This is a genomic window from Trinickia sp. Z7 (assembly GCF_056498045.1).
In genome coordinates this window covers 16,497-32,625 of the sequence record NZ_JAUEQW010000025.1, presented here as the reverse complement: position 1 = coordinate 32,625, position 16,129 = coordinate 16,497, and the positions used below count along the sequence as shown (strand labels likewise).

Genomic DNA, 16,129 nt, shown 5'->3' with positions numbered 1-16,129 from the left:
TCCTGCGCAAGCTGCGGCTTTTTTACGCCCTGATTCTCGTCGCTTTGCTTGGCTTCGAAACCGCTACGCCGTCGGCAGCGTGAACTCATTTGCCGAGCAAAATGAATTGTTCAGGGCCGACTCAGTAGGTCAAAAATTGAAAGCGGATTATACCACAAATGTCCAGCCCTTGTCCATGTCTACTTCGCGGCACATCGATTGATCCGCCCTGATGCTCCGCGAAGCGGCGCGACCGCAGGTCGCGATTCATGATGTGCAAGCGGGCGTCACTTGGTCCCGATGCCGGGCAACTGACGGGCAGCAGAACTAGCAGTTGAGAATGTAGCCGTCCGCGATAGTCCACGCGGTTCTCAACAGCTTGGCTGCATCTGCTTCCGGGACGACTTCGGGTTCGCCGTGACGTGGTGCTTGCGCCGCCTTTTCCAGTAGCCTTGTGGCGGATTCGTCACACCCTGCTATCTCGCGCAGGGTTGTCCACTGCGTCGCCTTGTCCTTCGGGTCCAGTGATCGAATGGCGATGCAGTGCTGTCGCAGCGATTCAATGGCCCGATAGCAATGAAACGCAACGTCGTCCGGTTCCTTCATCGCGGTGATAAGGTCGCGCAAGCAGCGATGAAGGAAAATGCCGGATTCGCCCACCAGCTTTGGACGCATGGCTGCGATTCGAGAGTCCAGATCGACGCCGCGATGCAGTTCGGTGATGCACGGCACGTCGATACCGAAGACGACATCGAGTCGGATTTCCGGGCAGATCACGCGCCGAATCTCGACATCATAGGTGTGACCGAGAACGTAGCCCACCAAGTCCATCTCCAACTGGACCAGATACTTGACGACGTTTCGCAGGTCCAGCGCGTTCCATTCGACTTCGGTTTCCACCCACACGGCCACCTGATTCAGAAGAATTCGCACATCGGCTTTCGCGTCGATGCCGGACGCGGCATGCCTGAACTTAGCGGAGATGCGGCGATCCGGTATCTGCGCCCGTTCGGGATGGACCATGCCATCAAGGAAGTATCGGTACATGCTCGGTGCGAGTTCGGGTGAAGGTGCCATGTTCTGAGACGCGGCGCGTTTCAAAATTATGTTCTTAACTTACATTGCCTGTATCGCTGAGAACAGTTTAAGTAAGCAATCTGGTATCAGTGATCGAAGCTCGTCGATCACCTTCGATGTCACCGCTCTTTTCAAGTCGCCTTCTCTATGGAAGCGTTTCAATTCATCGAAAGTTGATTTAAGTAAGCTTTCAAGATCGTGACCTTGCATGGTGATATACCAACTCGGCACGCGAATGGAATTTCCGCCGACATAGCGGCACTCAATGGTGTCATTCGGCGGTTCATTCGTTAGTCGTTGCTTTACCCTGCTTACGATAATATCTGCGATGCCTTGCAATCTGGCATCATCGAATCGAGCGAAATCTGCATGCGTTTCTTCTTCGGTGAGTTTTAGCTCTTCTCGCGATACAAATCGCTCTCTGAAAAGAAGCGCGGCAATTAGGATTGGGTCGAAAATGTAATTCTCGATGCTGTGGCGCAATCCTTGTCCTAGCACCTTCACTCGGTCGGTGCTGGAATTAACGCAATCCCAATCGATTATGCCAAAAACCGTCCCGTTTCCTGCGCCGTGCAGCTTGCTTACAACATCGCGAACATGAGCGCATCCGCCGTCCTTTGCACCACCTGCTGCAATGAAGGTCAGGGAAATTTCGGGGATGAGACGTGACTTTAGTTTTTCGTAGAACGCTTCGTAGAATTCTGCATCGTAATGGCTTTCCGTAAAAACCTGACGGCGATTTTGATAATGCATGCTTAAAGACGGCACGCCTTCCATTAGGATGGAAAGCGCACTGTCCTTCGATGTCTTTACCAACCGATTGGTATCAGCCTTTCTCATGACGTACAACGATTCTTCCGGCGCTAATGCTACCGTCGAAGGGGAGTGCGTCGTTAAAATGACCTTAATCTTGTGTTGGCCTATCAATACTGTCTCAATCGTGCGCAGCAGCGATTGCGTCATTGAAGGATGTAGCGGTGCATCTATTTCGTCGAACAGCAACACTTGTGGATATTCGACAATCTGTCTTTTGTCTTTCGCGTAATATAGGCAGAGCGCGAAAGACATTAAAATCTTTTCGCCAGAAGATAGATCATTAAATTTTACCCGGATGCCGGTGATTTGGTCTACGAGATTCGGTTCATACGGACGCTCGTCGAACTTGTCCGGTGCATTAATCCGGAAGCTTAATTTTGCGGTTTCCAGAATGTCATTAACAAAATTCCACGGGGCGGCTCCATAGCGTGATACGAATTCGTCTTCGCTGAATACTCGGTGATTTTCGCCTTGTGAATTGAGAAATCTCTTGAACTGATTTCTTGTGTGATTTTCTTGGTATTCGGCAAATAGTCGAGCGAACGACTGCTGAAACATATCTACCGGTTGCCACGTCAGCGGGAAGTTCTCGTAAAAATCTTCTTCTTCGAACGCTGCTAGTCGAAGTTGTGTTGATGCTCGAATTCCAGACAAAAGCCGCGAACGGTTTTGCGGGTCTTGTTGTACAAATTGCTGAGTTAGTGCCTGATCGACATTGTTGGTTAAGTTCTGAATTTGCTGAAGTATTGCCGTAACTTCGGATTCTGTGAATCCTTCTGCGCTCAATATTTCAGGCGTAAGCAAAGTCAATTGTTTAACGCTGAATTTCGACAACGTTGGGTATTGGCCGCCAATCTGCTGTATCTGCGGTAATAACGGCGCAGCAAGGGATGAGAGTTGCGACCACATTTGTGATCGTTCTTGCTTTGCTTGGAATCCCGCAAACGATCCGCTGTCGTTCGGAACCATGTTGGACCAATCAAACCGCCGGATATTTCTAGTATGCGGGTTATGGGGGACTTCTTCGATGCGAAGCAATCCAGCTTCAAGCGCCTGAAGGAAATGACTTTTACCAGCGCCGTTTACGCCGGTCAGCACCACAAAATCTGGCAGTTCGACCGTAGGGAACGATTTTATTGACTTGTGGGGAGAACCGAAGCTTATTTTCATTTTTTTAGGACGATATGGAGCAATCGGACGGCTACAAACGTGGGATGCTTTGGGGGATGGGACTGCTGCACGATTTTACACGTTCCTGAGCAGTATTCATGACACTGTCCAATGCTGCGGCAACATCCCGGTTCTCTGTGGGTTATGCCTTAGCCGAACCGGGTCCGCAAGTGGTTCGGCATACGACTGAACGAGAATCCATGTCGAACTGATATGACCTACGCGTACCGAACCGGGCACACCCGTCGTTGTGCATCGCCAAGCGACTGTCGCCAAACCACCGTTTCCTAACAGTCATTCGACACATCATGGCAATGCGTTAGAAATATAGGGTTGACTATTTCCGACATGCGGTGATATTCTGACACCCTTTTCCAACATCTTCGGGGTGCCTATGGCGATCTTCGGGTACGGTCGGGTCAGCACGCGGGAACAGACAACCGAGAATCAGCGTCTCGAAATCGAAAATGCTGGTTTCAAGGTCGATTACTGGTTCACGGACGAAGGAATCAGCGGCAAGACCCATGCGTCGCAGCGCCCGCAGTTCGTCGCGATGTTGGACAAGATCAGGGATGGCGAGACGTTGGTTGTCTCCCGTCTCGACAGATTGGGACGCGATGCCGAAGATGTTCTGCGGACCGTGCGGACGTTGGCCGAACGCAAGATTGAAGTCATTGTGCTTCAACTTGGGAAACTCGATCTCGGGTCATCTGCCGGGAAGCTGATGCTTACGATGCTGTCGGCTGTTGCGGAAATGGAGCGTTCACTGCTGGTCGAGCGCACACAAGCGGGACTCGTACGCGCGAAAGCGGAAGGTAAAGCCCTTGGTCGTCCATCCAAGACGACGCCCGCACAACGCGAAGAGATGAAGGGCAAGTACGCGGCGGGTGAGACGGTAAGTGCCTTGGCGCGGACCTACGGCATCTCACGGGCGAGTGTGCTGGCCGTGGTGAATCCGTCACGTGAACCGACTGGTATGGGACCGGATGGCGTCCCATGTGCGCTCGTTGATTGGTCGGATCGTCGCAAGTCGCGCGGCGCATGACCATCAGCCGACAGACCATGCGGGTTCGCGAATCAACTGCCGCGCAATCGGCTGCTATTTCATAAGCAGGGTTCGCTAACCCGAAACTTCGTCCACAAAGGCGGCAACCTTGGCTCGCTGCTTCTTGTTCAGGCGGTGATACTTCAGCAGCAGTTCGGCTTCTTCGTCATCGACGGAATGAAGGTAGGCAACGGGCACTCTCAGGATCGCGGCAAGCTGTTCGACGATCAGTGGGTCCGGCATACGCTTGCCGAGTTCATAGCGGTTCATCCGTGTGCTGGCCGACATCGGGTCTAGTCCGGCTTCAATTCCAAGCCGCTCCTGAGACAGTCCGGCCCGTAGACGCGCTTCTTTCAGCCGCTTTGCGAATACCGACATGCTTGCCTTTTCAGTATGAAGACAAGAATCGTCGGGTTTTGCTACAACCTGTGTACTACCGATTTGGTAGTCATATTTGGTAGTATCCAGGCGTTTGCAATCGCGTTCCGGGCGGCGGCGATGGCGGATATGCCATCGCTCGCGTCCGGCCTTGGGAATGGAGCTACGGGGGAATTCAAATGAAAAAATGCCACTTCTGCTACGAAGACATTCAGGACTCGGCGATCCGCTGCCGCCACTGCGGGGCCGACATCGCTGCTGCGATAGCTGCGGCTAAGGAAGCAAAATTCGAGCAGTCGTACAGCAACGGCTTTGGGAAGTTCTGGGCGGTGGTCGGTGCCCTTGTCTTCGGGGCGCTTGCCTTCGGCGCGTACACCGAACGGCTATACCTGGACATCGCGATATGCGTTGTATTCGGGCTGGTCTTCCTGCTCTTGGCCCCAAAGGCATGGCAGGTTGGGTTTCTCGCTCGCAATGCAGGACAGCCCGACATCATCATTGCCAGCAGTGCGGGCGAATTGGCCAAGCAACGCTTTTACTATGAATACGGTGCGCGGATTTTCTTGACTGGTGGGCTGTTCGTTGCTCTTTTGACCGGCCTTTACTTCCTTGTGCCGCTTGACCGCATCGTGTTCGGACCGGGCACTCAGGTAGCTGCGTCGTCGGAAGTGAAGTCGTCGTCAGCTAGTGTCGCGGCGGATGCGCAAGCGGTCGCGAGCGCCACGACGGGCACTGAAGCGCAAGCGGTCGCCAATGGTCAAGACACTCCAACGAGTGAAGCGAACCCGGCCAGCGCTGCATCGTCGTCTCAGGCGACGGACGCGCAACCCGTCAATGGGTCGGCGAACACGGCTGGAATCAACCCGTCTACGACACCATCATCGCAGACGGCTTCGGAAGCGATCACCACGACCGCCGCTGACGCCAGTTCTTCAGTGAAGACAATGACTACAGCCCCGGCATCGATTCCGTCTGGCATCCATGCGAGTTTCGACTGCGGCAAAGCGTCGTCTAGGATCGAAAAGCTGATCTGTTCGAACCCGGAAAGCGGTGATGCCGACCGCCGTCTAGCAGTCGCTTACGCGACTGCCCGCGCGAAGTCGAACGACCTGAACGCTTTGAAGGCGGACCAACGCAACTGGCTGACGAACGAGCGCAACGCTTGTGCGGATACCGCCTGTCTTGTTCGCGTGACCAACGACCGCATCGCCCATCTTTCTTCCATGTAAGCGCCGCAGTCGGCGGCGTCTGAATCCTATACAGCATCAACTCGGGGCGCGAAGTCTTCGTCGTCCCGGCTTGGTGCTGCGTTTCATCGGCAGTAACTCAACGAGAAGGTCCTATATGAATGAAAACAAACAAACGGGACGCGGCATCCATTCGGGGATAGCGGCGGCGGCAGTTGCGGTATCGGCTGCGTTTGCGCTGGCAGCATGCGGTGGTGGCGGTTCGGGCAGCGGCACCGCCAGCAACGCGACACCGACTTCGATGGCCGGAACCGTGGCTGTTGGCGGCAGCGTCATCGGGGCGAACATCACGGTGATCGATGCAACCGGCAAGAGCGTCACGACAACCAGTGACGCATCGGGCAACTACTCGATTTCACTATCGGGGTTGACCGCACCGTTGCTGGTCGTTGCATCCGATCCCACTGGCGTGCATCCGACCTTGGCTTCGGTGGTTGCCAGCATCCCCACTGGTACGAGCGCACCCGTGGTCGGGAACGTTACGACCTTGACGACCGCAGTGGCGGCACTGCTGACGACCAGCGGCAATCCGCTGGAACTAACCGGCAGCGGTAGCCTGTCGTCGCTGGCGCAGACTTCTTCGGTAACGGCAGCTATCGCCAAGCTAAACACGGCCTTGTCAAACATCCTGCCCGCGAATGGTTTGACTGTCGCATCGTTCGACCCGGTGGGGACTGCCTTCACGGCGAACCAGACCGGTGCGGACGCCGTGATCGATGCGGTTCAGGTCGTTCCCGCGCCGACCGGTGGGTCCCAGATCATTTCATCGGCGTCGCCTTCCAACAGCATTGCCCTGAATCAATCGACTTCGGTATCGACACCGCTGGCCGCGCCGCCTGCATCAGCCGCGTACCTGTCGCAAGTGATGACAGCACTGACGCAGTGCCTTGCTGGAACGTCGTCGGCTTGTTCGAATGCCATTGACGCCAACTACAAGGAGAACGGCTTCACGACGTTCGCGGCAGCGCATCCGAAGATCGCCGCGTCGGGCGTGACCATCGGCACGCCGCAAACCCTTGAATTCTTCACCGGCACTGGTGGTGTTCAGGAAGCATTGGTTTCGATCCCGTACACGACGAGCGGTGGCGTGGCGGGCACGGAAGTGACCGTGGTCCAGCTAACGTCTGGTGGGGCGTGGGACATCATTGGCAACCAGCAGCAGTACAACGTGAGCATCTGGTCGTATCTGAGCCGCTGGCAGTTCCTTGATACCAATGATGCGTCGTACAACCGATACGAAGCGGGCCTGAACATCAGCATTCCGGTCGGCGGTCCGAATCCGGCGAATCTCGCGTCCGCATCGGTGACGGGTCCCGGCATCAACGGCACGCTGTATCTGGTACCGCGTGCGGCATCGGGTAACAGCACGTTGGCGCTGACATCTACCGCGCAGACCAGCGTACCTACGGGCGGCGTCACGTCGGGTTCGAACACGAACCTTTATCGGTGGTCGTGGCAAGCCCTTCCGGGTGCGACCGGCACCTACACCCCGCCGACCGGCAGACGTGGGTTCTATGCGCCATCGGCGGTCGATCTGTCCACCGTGCCGCAGTTCGCGACCTACACGGTCACGTTCTATGACTCGACTGGAACGCAGATCGGGCAGCCGATGAGTGTCGTCAACACGACGCCGCCAATCAGTGCAGCATCGGGTGCGGGCATCGCATGGCAAACACTCGCGACCAGTGTTCAGAACAATTTCCTGAACCCGAATGGTTCGCTGGTGGGTGCGCAGCCGTCCGTTGGTCTGTCGTGGTCGAACATGGTCAACAACCAGAACATCGCGCCGCTGGTATCGAGAACGCAGATTCAGACTACGGCGACATCGGGGACACTGGACGGGTGGTGGCCGGGACTGGCGACGTTCGCTACTTCGGGCCAGTATTCGTCCACGGTGACGGCTGGTGTGGACCAGTTCGGTGTGCAGCAGTGTTCGTCGGCATGTCAGTTCCCGGCATTGCAATCGGGTGGAGCACGCCTTGCCGAACTGACATGGAACGTGGGACAGACCGTGTATTACAACATCTGGAAGTACATCGACTGACGTGATGTGGTTGATGGGCGGGCGCATCGCCCGCCTTCCTGTCTTCAGTTCACCATCCTTGCAGGAGCGCCTATTGAAGAAAATCTTTGAAGAATCCGACATTACCGTCGAAACGCTCGACGCCCATCTTCGCGACAGTGGCGTCGTTCCGTACAACGTTCAGCCCGACCACATCCGACTGCGCACGGAACAGGGCATAGCCTTCACAATCTCGATCATCGCGGACCGGAAGTTCACCCGGTTTAGCACATATCTTCCCCTGAATCGGCACGCGAGCATCGACCAGAAGCATGAACTGGCGCGGCGTCTTAACGAAGACGTATTCCTTCCGGTCTTCACCATCGACCAAGATGGGGATCTGATCGTGGCGTACTCGCTGCCATACACCGGGGGCATGGTGGCTGGAACCTTCGTTTCCGTTGTCAATCGGTTCGCATCGCTGCTGGAATTCGTGGTCGATGCGTACAACGAGAACGCGCTGATTGACTTCGGTGCGTCGAACGCGGTGCCCGCCGTGGTTGACGCAGGATCAGCACCGACCGGTGGTGAACTGCTGCACTGATGGCTGATCGCGTGCTTCCTTTTTGTCGCGCACCGACCGTAGAAGAGTACCTTCGTTTCGCATACACTGGTGGTCGGCAGGGGACCATGCCCCACCGAAAGGCCGCTTGGAACCACAACGAAAACGGGATTAGAGAATGCCGATCAAATGCAGTAATCCGGAAATGCTGATGGACTTCGTAAAGAACAAGCACCCTGAAGCAAAAATTTCGCATCCGACCGCACTACAGACAAAGGTCGATTTTCCATGTGGGCTGGTAATGAATGTATTCAATACCGGTACCGTGAACTTCCAAGGCAATAGCTTCGAAAACCATACTGCTTCGGATTTGATCAACGTAATCGAAGCGATCAATCGCTGACAGCGGGGTGGCGCGGAATCTTCGGACATCGCGCCACTGAATAGATGGTGCGCACGGATTTTTGTACTTGTTTTGTCTCTCAATCCCCGATGAGTCGCTAACTATCTGATTACGAAGGGAACGTTGATCCCGTCGTCACAACGGATAGTTCTCGGCGGCGATGCCCGCTTTGGTCAGCGCGTTGAACAGGGTGGACTTGCCGACGTTGGGCAAGCCGACGATGCCGCATTTGAGGCTCATGGGAAACCTTTGTATATCAAGCGTTTGCGGCTGATGTGCTCGGGGCGGTGCCTGCCCGCGGGCAACACCGCGGTAGCCGCAAGGTGAATTCGGAGCAGCGACGACACCGTACGAATCGGGCGCGTTGGCGCAACGAATTCGTACCGATTTCGCACTCGAAAGATGGCAATTGTAACCTTTTCGGGAACCCGAATCGGCAGCGGCGTAACGGCAGGCCGACGGTTGGGGGCCGCGCGTTGCCGCCCCCAATCTCGCCACGGGTTTATCTCGCAGCAGGTGCGTCGCGAAGCCGCAGTGCGGATGATAAACTGGGGCCGCGTGCGCTCGGAGGAGGCACCCATTGTCTTTCAACATGGGCCCGGCATGCAGGGAATCGGCAAACAACCCCCCAACGCTCGACCTACGCCGCGACGCGTCTTTCTCGAGCGTGTGCGGTTCGATTTGCTGACCCCGGGCGCAATCGTCGCCGGGGCGCTCTTCATTGCGGCATTCATGATGGGCTTGTGCGGCGTCGTCGTATATCAGGCGCGCGCGGACGCGCTCGACCACGCTCGCGATACGGCGCGCAACATCGCGCTGATTGCCGAGCGCGACATCGAGCGTAACTTCGAGTTGTACGGGCTCTCGCTGCAGGCCGTCATCGAAGGCATTCACAACCCGGAAATCATGGGCGCGTCGCCCACGCTGCGGGATGCCGCGCTATTCGACCGCGCCGCTACGGCGAGCTACCTCGGCTCCATTTTGGTCCTGGACGAAACCGGGCACGTCAAATTGGATTCGCTCACCGATAAACCGGTCACGATGAGCTTCGCGGATCGGCGCTACTTCACGGTCCATCGCGACCGCCCCGATGTCGGCCTATTCGTGAGCGACCCCTATCGCTCGCGGCTGCGCGCGGGCTCGCCGAGCATTGCTTTGAGCCGCCGCATTTCCAAGCCCGACGGCTCGTTCGGCGGTGTCGCAATGGTGGCGGTTCGCCTCGATTACTTTCACGAACTGTTTTCGGGGCTCGCGCTCGGCCCTCATGGATCGATTGCGCTGATCGGCCGCGATGGGGTCATGATCATGCGCCAGCCGTACGGGGCGCAAGTCATCGGGCGAGACATCAGCCAGGCGAGCACGTTCAAACGGTTCATGTCGGCGCCCGAAGGCAGCTTCATCGACAAATCGACGATCGACGGCGTCGGCAGGCTCTACTACTTCAAGCACCTGAGCAATTTGGGGCTGATCGTCATGGTCGCGGCGGCGGAGTCGGACATCTATGCCACCTGGAGCCGGCGCACGCTCGTGATCGGGTCGCTGATGGCCGCATTCGCCGTGGCGTTCGTCGCGCTCGCGCTGGTCCTTGCGGGGCAGCTGCGGCGACGGATGCGCGCCGAGAGCGAACTGGCCTTGCTCGCGCGCACCGATGGGCTCACGGGGTTGAACAACCGGCGCACGCTCGGCGAGATTCTGGACCAGGAGTGGCGCCGCGCACGGCGCACGCGCAGCGTCTTTTCGCTGCTCTTCGTCGACGTCGACCGCTTCAAAGCTTACAACGACATCTACGGACACCAGGCCGGCGACGATGCGCTTGCCGCGGTCGCCAAGTGCATCGGCGAGAACCTGCGCAGGCCGGGCGACAGCGCGGCGCGCTACGGCGGAGAGGAATTTCTGGTCGTACTGCCCGACACCCCGCCGCAGGGGGCCGCGGCGATCGGCGAGCGCATCCGCCTCGCCATCAGCGACCTGCGGATCGAACACGCGGAAAGCGAATTCGGCTGCGTGACGGCGAGCATCGGCGCGGCGGCATGGATGCCAGAGGACGACGGCGACGTGACGGCGGTCATCCGCGCCGCCGACCGGGCGCTGTACGCCGCCAAAGCGGCCGGGCGGAACAAGGTGACGCTGCTCGGCCGGCATCCGGCGCAGGCGCCGTTCGAAGACGCTCCGGGATAGGCGCGCCCGTGGCCGGATTTGCCCCAAATTTGTCTCTCGTTGCCGTTTCCACGTTCGCGCGCTTATCCGAAAATGCGCGCAGACGGATGTGAGACCTCTTTCATCGCTTCGGGGCACGAAACATGAAATTCATCGAAAGCCGCGCATTCACCGCGGCGCGCGCGTGGGGCGCGCTCGACATCGCCAGCATGAACGGCATCACGGTCCGGTTGCATTGGACCGACAAACCCTACCAATGGCACGTGAACGACGGCGAAGAGGTTTTCGCCGTGATGGACGGACAAGTGCGCATGGATTACCGCGAAAACGGCCAAACCCACTCCGTCGTCATGAACACGGGAGACATCTTCTTTGCCTCCGTAGGCGCCGAGCATGTCGCTCATCCGATCGGGCAAGCCCGCGTGCTAGTCATCGAGAAAGAGGGCAGCATCTAAGGCAAGCCCATGGGCCCGCAGGTGGCGGGCGCTGCGAGCAAATTGCCGCCGGCTACTGCGACTGTGGTTGCGGTTCGCTTTTAGCGTTACCGGTCGCGTCCGACTGCGAAGCTCCGGCTCTCGCCGAACCGCACGAACGTCCCGAAGCCGTTGGCCGGTGCGCCGCGGCGCACCGGCGCACCGGAACCCGAAGGCGCTCGGTGCGAACACAAGCGCGCGGCTATAATCGGCGCTTATGATCGCCCATCATCAGACGTTCCATGTTGCCGTCGTCGGCGGCGGCCTCGTCGGCAAAAGCGCCGCGCTGGCCCTTGCGCAAGCGGGGCTGCGCGTCGCCCTCGTCGCGCAGCCCGCCGCCCCGCGTCCCGCCGGTGCGCCGTTCGACGCGCGCATCTATGCGCTTTCGTCCAGCTCGCAAGCGCTGCTCGAGCGGTTGCGCATCTGGCAAGCGCTCGATCACGACCGCCTCGCCCCCGTCTACGACATGCGCGTGTTCGGCGATGCGCTGGCCGAGCTGCATTTTTCCGCGTTCCAAGCCGCCGTGCCGCAACTGGCATGGATCGTCGAGTCGTCGCTGATCGAGCACGCGCTCGATGCCGCGCTGCGTTTTCAGCCCCACGTGAGTTGGTACGATACGCGCGCACAAGGTCTCGACATCAAGCCCGATTGCGCTTGCCTGGCACTGGCGAGCGGCCAAGTATTGGAGGCCGATCTCATCGTCGGCGCGGATGGGGCGCATTCTTGGGTCCGGGCGCAAATGGGCGCGCAGGTGAAGCGGCGCGACTACCGGCAAACCGGCGTGGTGGCAAACTTCAAGGCCGAGAAAGCGCATGGCGAAACCGCCTACCAGTGGTTCGTCGACGGCGAGATCGTCGCGCTGCTGCCGCTGCCCGATTCGCACGTTTCGCTGGTATGGTCGGCCCGCACCGAGCATGCGCGCGAGTTGCTCGCACTCGCGCCGGAGCAACTCGCTGCAGCCGTCGAACAGATCACGCACGGCCGCCTCGGGGCGCTCGAATGCGTCGGCGCCGCGCATGGCTTCCCGCTCGGACTGCAATCGGTCGATCGGCTGGTCGCGCCGCGCGTTGCGCTGATCGGCGATGCGGCGCATCTGATTCACCCGCTGGCAGGTCAAGGAATGAACTTGGGACTGAGAGACGCAGCGGCGCTCGCGCACGCACTGGCGAACAAGGAGCCGTTTCGCGATCTGGGCGATCTGGTGCTGTTGCGCCGCTACGAGCGTGCGCGGCGCGAAGACATCGGCGCATTGACGCTCGCCACCGACGGCCTGCAGCGCCTGTTTTCCGTCCCCGGCACGCTCGCTCGCTCGCTGCGCAACGCGGGCATGGCGCTCGTGGGCGCACAGCCGCTCGTCAAGCGCTGGCTCGTATCGGCCGCGCTCGGATAGCGCTCGGATCATCACGGTCGGCGCGGGCGGCATGCGCTGCCACACCGCATCGCAACCCCTTCACGCGCACGCCCGGTAGACCGGCGCGGCGCCGGCACTTCAAGGAATAGCCACCATGCACATTGCCAAGAGAATCGCAGCCGCCGCGGCGCTCGCCGCCGCCGCCACGCTCGGCTGCACCGCTCAGGCCGATCAGACGACCGACAAGCTGAAGGCGACACTGCAATCGCGTCTGCCGGAAATCCAAATCAAGAGCATCTCGAAGGCGCCCATCGCGGGCTTGTACGAGGTCAATCTCGGCACGCAGATGGTCTACTCGGACGCCAGCGGCGATTACGTGATCGCGGGCGATCTCGTCGATACGAAGACGCGCAGCAATATGAGCGAGGCGCGCTTGGCCGATCTGAACAAAGTCGACTTCGCCAGCTTGCCGCTCGATCATGCGGTGAAGGTCGTCAAGGGCAACGGCAGCCGCCGCATCGCCGTCTTCTCCGATCCCAACTGCCCGTACTGCAAGCAGCTCGAGACGACGCTCAAGTCGGTGGATAACATCACTGTCTACACCTTCCTGTATCCGGTGCTGTCGCCGGACTCGATGGCGAAGTCGAAGGCGATTTGGTGCTCGCCCGACCGTGCCAAGACGTGGGAGTCGTGGATGCTCGATCGCCATGCGCCGGCGAGCGCGGCGGCCAATTGCGACACGACGGCGCTCGAGAAGAACCTCGCGCTCGGACATGGGCTGAACGTGACGGGCACGCCGACGGTGATCTTGCCCGATGGCCGACGCCTGCCCGGCGCGGTGTCGGCCACTGAATTGAACAGCGCGTTGGCCAGCGCGCACTGAGCCCATCGCGCATTGCCCGACCCCTTCCATTCGAGACTTCGCGCCGCCCGATGAAGCCTATTCGCTACGCCATCGTTCCCAAGCATCCTGCCGCTCACCTGTTCGAAGTCACCCTGACGCTGGCCGATCCCGATCCGGCCGGCCAGCGGTTCTCGCTGCCGACATGGATTCCCGGCAGCTACCTCGTGCGGGAATTCGCGCGCAACATCGTGACGGTCAGCGCCTTCAACGAGGCCGGCCGCAAGGTTCGCATCGAGAAGACGGACAAGCAAACCTGGCAGGCGGCTCCAGTGAAGAGCGGCGCGCTGACGCTGCGCTACGAGGTCTACGCCTGGGATATGTCGGTGCGCACGGCGCATTTGGACGAACGCGCGGGCTTTTTCAACGGGACGAGCGTGTTCTTGCTGCCGGCCGGGCGCGAGCACGCCGCTTGCATCGTCGACATTCAAAAGCCCGCCGGGGCCGCATATCGCGAATGGCGCGTGGCGACGGCGCTGCCCGAGGCGCGCGGCACCAAGCGCTACGGCTTCGGCGAATACCGGGCGCAGGATTACGATGAGCTCGTCGATCACCCGGTGACGCTCGGGCATTTCGCGCTCGCGACGTTCAAGGCGCATGGCGTGCCACACGATGTGGTTATCGCCGGACGCACCGTTTCGGTCGATATGGCGCGGCTTACGGCCGATCTGAAACGCATCTGCGAAACGCAGATTGCTTTGTTCGAGCCGCGTACGAAAAAAGCGCCCGTCGATCGCTACGTCTTCATGACGCAAGTGGTCAGCGACGGTTACGGCGGGCTCGAGCATCGCGCGTCGACCGCACTGATTTGCAATCGCACCGATTTACCGGTCGTGGGCCGCCCGGAAGCGACGGAGGCCTACCGGACCTATCTCGGCTTGTGCAGCCACGAGTACTTCCACACGTGGAACGTCAAGCGCATCAAGCCGGCGGCGTTCGCGCCGTACGATCTATCGCGCGAAAACTATACGTCGCTGCTCTGGCTGTTCGAGGGCTTCACCTCGTACTACGACGATTTGATGCTCGTGCGCAGCGGTGCGATCACCGAAGCGGACTACTTCACGCTCGTCGGCAAGACGCTCGGCAGCGTGCTGCGCGGTAGCGGGCGGCTCAAGCAGAGCGTCGCCGAAAGCTCGTTCGACGCCTGGATCAAGTACTACCGGCAAGACGAGAACGCACCCAACGCGATCGTCAGTTATTACCAGAAGGGCTCGCTCGTTGCGCTCGCATTCGATTTGGCGATCCGTGCGCGCACCGATCATCGCAAGTCGCTCGACGATGTCATGCGGCTGCTTTGGCAACGGTACGGCCGTCGTTTCTACAACGGCAACATGGCCGGCGTAGGCGAGGACGAAGTGCAAGCGTTGATCGCCGAAGCGACTGGCGTGGAACTCGGTCAGCTGTTTCGCGACGCGGTGTACGGCACGCGCGATTTGCCGCTGGGCGAGTTGCTCGTGCCGTTCGGCGTCGCGCTCGAGCCCCAGGCGGGCGCCGCGAATGGCAAGAACGGCGCGAATGGCAAGCCGTCGCTCGGCGTGCGAGTGCGCGCGAGCGGCGCGGATTGTACGCTGGCCGCCGTCCATGACGGCAGCGCCGCGCAGAAAGCCGGCTTGTCGGCCGGCGACGTGCTGGTTGCCATCGACGGGCTGCGGGTGACGGGCTCGAACCTCGATACCCTGCTCGGCCGTTATCTGCCGGGTGCGGTGGTCGAGGTTCATGCATTCCGCCGCGACGAGCTGCTGCTGACGCGCGTCAAGCTCGATGCGCCCGAAACGACGCGCTATCGGCTGATTCCCAGCATTGAGAAGCGTGGTGCGCCGATGCAGCGGGCCCGCGAGCGCTGGCTGCACGGCTGATCGTTCTATCCTTGCAACGATCCTTCGTTGCAAGGCTACTTTTTCCGGGCCGGGACAATCACGACAATGGCTCCACTCGCGCAACGATGCGCAACCCCACCCGGAGCCCGACATGACCACGATCCTTCAACTGAATTCGGCGGCGCGCTCGCAAGGCGCCAATTCGACGCTACTCGCCAATGAATTGGCGGCCAAGCTGCAACGATCGAGCGGCGGCGCCAAGCTCGTCGTGCGCGATTTGCTGGCCGATGCGCTGCCTCACCTGGACGACGCAGTCCTGGGCGCCTTCTTTACGCCGGCGGAGCAGCGCTCCCCGGAGCAAGCCGCAATCGTCGCGCGCAGCGATGCATTGATCGACGAATTGCAGGCGGCAGACGTGATCGTGATCGGTGCGCCGATGTACAACTTCGGTATTTCGTCGCAGTTGAAGACCTACTTCGACTGGATCGCGCGCGCCGGCGTGACGTTCCGCTATACGGCGACCGGTCCGGAAGGGCTCGTGAAAGGGAAGAAGGCTTATATCGTGTCTGCGCGCGGCGGACGCTACGTCGGCACGCCGCACGATAGCCAAACGCCGCATATCAAAGCGTTTCTCGGCCTGATCGGAATTACGGACGTGGAATTCATCTATGCCGAAGGCTTGAATCTCGGCCCGGACGCCGCGAATGCGGCGCTTTCCGCGGCTCGCGAAGCGATTGCGGCAGCCGCCTAA

Annotated in this window: 15 protein-coding genes and 1 pseudogene; 12 read left to right on the top strand and 4 right to left on the bottom strand. The window is 59.8% G+C overall.

Going from position 1 to position 16,129, the window contains the following annotated elements; translation table 11 throughout:
- Positions 1-202: hypothetical protein (locus QQS38_RS25265; protein WP_479648084.1), on the top strand; the 202-nt coding region annotated here is incomplete at its 5' end.
- Between the two features lie 104 nt (positions 203-306).
- Here the strand turns inward: QQS38_RS25265 and QQS38_RS25260 are convergent.
- Both QQS38_RS25260 and QQS38_RS25255 read right to left on the bottom strand, forming a co-directional pair.
- A complete protein-coding gene (locus QQS38_RS25260; protein ID WP_479648083.1) occupies positions 307-1,056 on the bottom strand; it encodes a DUF8168 domain-containing protein in 750 nt (249 codons plus the stop codon).
- Positions 1,057-1,095: 39 nt separating this feature from the next.
- Positions 1,096-3,042: an ATP-dependent nuclease gene (locus QQS38_RS25255; RefSeq protein WP_479648082.1), complete on the bottom strand. Its 1,947-nt coding sequence runs from the start codon at positions 3,040-3,042 to the stop codon at positions 1,096-1,098.
- A 394-nt stretch (positions 3,043-3,436) separates the two neighbouring features.
- Between QQS38_RS25255 and QQS38_RS25250 the strand changes: the two genes are divergently transcribed.
- The gene (locus QQS38_RS25250) at positions 3,437-4,087 is read left to right on the top strand and encodes a recombinase family protein (RefSeq protein ID WP_479648081.1); all 651 of its coding nucleotides are present in this window, start codon (positions 3,437-3,439) and stop codon (positions 4,085-4,087) included.
- 75 nt (positions 4,088-4,162) lie between these two features.
- On the opposite strand, the gene QQS38_RS25245 is transcribed toward QQS38_RS25250, so the two are convergent.
- Complete coding sequence (locus tag QQS38_RS25245) at positions 4,163-4,465, bottom strand: helix-turn-helix domain-containing protein (RefSeq protein ID WP_479648080.1); 303 nt, start codon at positions 4,463-4,465, stop codon at positions 4,163-4,165.
- Positions 4,466-4,644: 179 nt separating this feature from the next.
- Here QQS38_RS25245 and QQS38_RS25240 point away from each other — a divergent pair, with 179 nt between their 5' ends.
- The 4 genes from QQS38_RS25240 to QQS38_RS25225 all read left to right on the top strand — a co-directional run bounded on the left by QQS38_RS25240 (position 4,645) and on the right by QQS38_RS25225 (position 8,679).
- Positions 4,645-5,694 carry a lysozyme inhibitor LprI family protein gene (locus QQS38_RS25240; RefSeq protein ID WP_479648079.1) on the top strand — a complete coding sequence of 350 codons (1,050 nt, stop codon included), beginning with the start codon at positions 4,645-4,647 and terminating at the stop codon, positions 5,692-5,694.
- Positions 5,695-5,809: 115 nt separating this feature from the next.
- The gene (locus QQS38_RS25235; RefSeq protein ID WP_479648078.1) at positions 5,810-7,756 is read left to right on the top strand and encodes a hypothetical protein; all 1,947 of its coding nucleotides are present in this window, start codon (positions 5,810-5,812) and stop codon (positions 7,754-7,756) included.
- A 4-nt stretch (positions 7,757-7,760) separates the two neighbouring features.
- Positions 7,761-8,318: a YbjN domain-containing protein gene (locus QQS38_RS25230; RefSeq protein WP_479648077.1), complete on the top strand. Its 558-nt coding sequence runs from the start codon at positions 7,761-7,763 to the stop codon at positions 8,316-8,318.
- A gap of 169 nt (positions 8,319-8,487) precedes the next feature.
- Positions 8,488-8,679 carry a hypothetical protein gene (locus QQS38_RS25225; RefSeq protein WP_479648076.1) on the top strand — a complete coding sequence of 64 codons (192 nt, stop codon included), beginning with the start codon at positions 8,488-8,490 and terminating at the stop codon, positions 8,677-8,679.
- A 141-nt stretch (positions 8,680-8,820) separates the two neighbouring features.
- On the opposite strand, the pseudogene QQS38_RS25220 reads toward QQS38_RS25225, so the two are convergent.
- Positions 8,821-8,919, bottom strand: a pseudogene (locus QQS38_RS25220) (GTPase); the annotation flags it as partial.
- Positions 8,920-9,348: 429 nt separating this feature from the next.
- Between QQS38_RS25220 and QQS38_RS25215 the strand changes: the two are divergent.
- From QQS38_RS25215 to QQS38_RS25190, 6 genes are all read left to right on the top strand, one after another.
- A complete protein-coding gene (locus tag QQS38_RS25215) occupies positions 9,349-10,857 on the top strand; it encodes a sensor domain-containing diguanylate cyclase (RefSeq protein ID WP_479648075.1) in 1,509 nt (502 codons plus the stop codon).
- 122 nt (positions 10,858-10,979) lie between these two features.
- Entirely contained in the window at positions 10,980-11,291 is a 312-nt protein-coding gene (locus QQS38_RS25210) for a cupin domain-containing protein (protein ID WP_479648074.1), read from the top strand.
- Between the two features lie 235 nt (positions 11,292-11,526).
- The gene (locus tag QQS38_RS25205) at positions 11,527-12,699 is read left to right on the top strand and encodes a UbiH/UbiF family hydroxylase (protein WP_479648073.1); all 1,173 of its coding nucleotides are present in this window, start codon (positions 11,527-11,529) and stop codon (positions 12,697-12,699) included.
- Between the two features lie 115 nt (positions 12,700-12,814).
- Positions 12,815-13,543 (top strand): DsbC family protein, encoded by a 729-nt coding sequence (locus tag QQS38_RS25200; protein ID WP_479648072.1) that lies wholly within the window; start codon positions 12,815-12,817, stop codon positions 13,541-13,543.
- Between the two features lie 50 nt (positions 13,544-13,593).
- Positions 13,594-15,417, top strand: coding sequence for a M61 family metallopeptidase (locus QQS38_RS25195; RefSeq protein ID WP_479648071.1), 1,824 nt, complete (start codon positions 13,594-13,596; stop codon positions 15,415-15,417).
- Positions 15,418-15,529: 112 nt separating this feature from the next.
- The gene (locus tag QQS38_RS25190) at positions 15,530-16,129 is read left to right on the top strand and encodes an FMN-dependent NADH-azoreductase (protein ID WP_479648070.1); all 600 of its coding nucleotides are present in this window, start codon (positions 15,530-15,532) and stop codon (positions 16,127-16,129) included.

Coding starts and splice junctions, on each gene's coding strand:
- QQS38_RS25260 (WP_479648083.1), bottom strand. CDS start 1,056: ATGGCACCTTCACCCGAACTCGCACCGAGCATGTACCGATACTTCCTT.
- QQS38_RS25255 (WP_479648082.1), bottom strand. CDS start 3,042: ATGAAAATAAGCTTCGGTTCTCCCCACAAGTCAATAAAATCGTTCCCT.
- QQS38_RS25250 (WP_479648081.1), top strand. CDS start 3,437: ATGGCGATCTTCGGGTACGGTCGGGTCAGCACGCGGGAACAGACAACC.
- QQS38_RS25245 (WP_479648080.1), bottom strand. CDS start 4,465: ATGTCGGTATTCGCAAAGCGGCTGAAAGAAGCGCGTCTACGGGCCGGA.
- QQS38_RS25240 (WP_479648079.1), top strand. CDS start 4,645: ATGAAAAAATGCCACTTCTGCTACGAAGACATTCAGGACTCGGCGATC.
- QQS38_RS25235 (WP_479648078.1), top strand. CDS start 5,810: ATGAATGAAAACAAACAAACGGGACGCGGCATCCATTCGGGGATAGCG.
- QQS38_RS25230 (WP_479648077.1), top strand. CDS start 7,761: ATGTGGTTGATGGGCGGGCGCATCGCCCGCCTTCCTGTCTTCAGTTCA.
- QQS38_RS25225 (WP_479648076.1), top strand. CDS start 8,488: ATGGACTTCGTAAAGAACAAGCACCCTGAAGCAAAAATTTCGCATCCG.
- QQS38_RS25210 (WP_479648074.1), top strand. CDS start 10,980: ATGAAATTCATCGAAAGCCGCGCATTCACCGCGGCGCGCGCGTGGGGC.
- QQS38_RS25205 (WP_479648073.1), top strand. CDS start 11,527: ATGATCGCCCATCATCAGACGTTCCATGTTGCCGTCGTCGGCGGCGGC.
- QQS38_RS25200 (WP_479648072.1), top strand. CDS start 12,815: ATGCACATTGCCAAGAGAATCGCAGCCGCCGCGGCGCTCGCCGCCGCC.
- QQS38_RS25195 (WP_479648071.1), top strand. CDS start 13,594: ATGAAGCCTATTCGCTACGCCATCGTTCCCAAGCATCCTGCCGCTCAC.
- QQS38_RS25190 (WP_479648070.1), top strand. CDS start 15,530: ATGACCACGATCCTTCAACTGAATTCGGCGGCGCGCTCGCAAGGCGCC.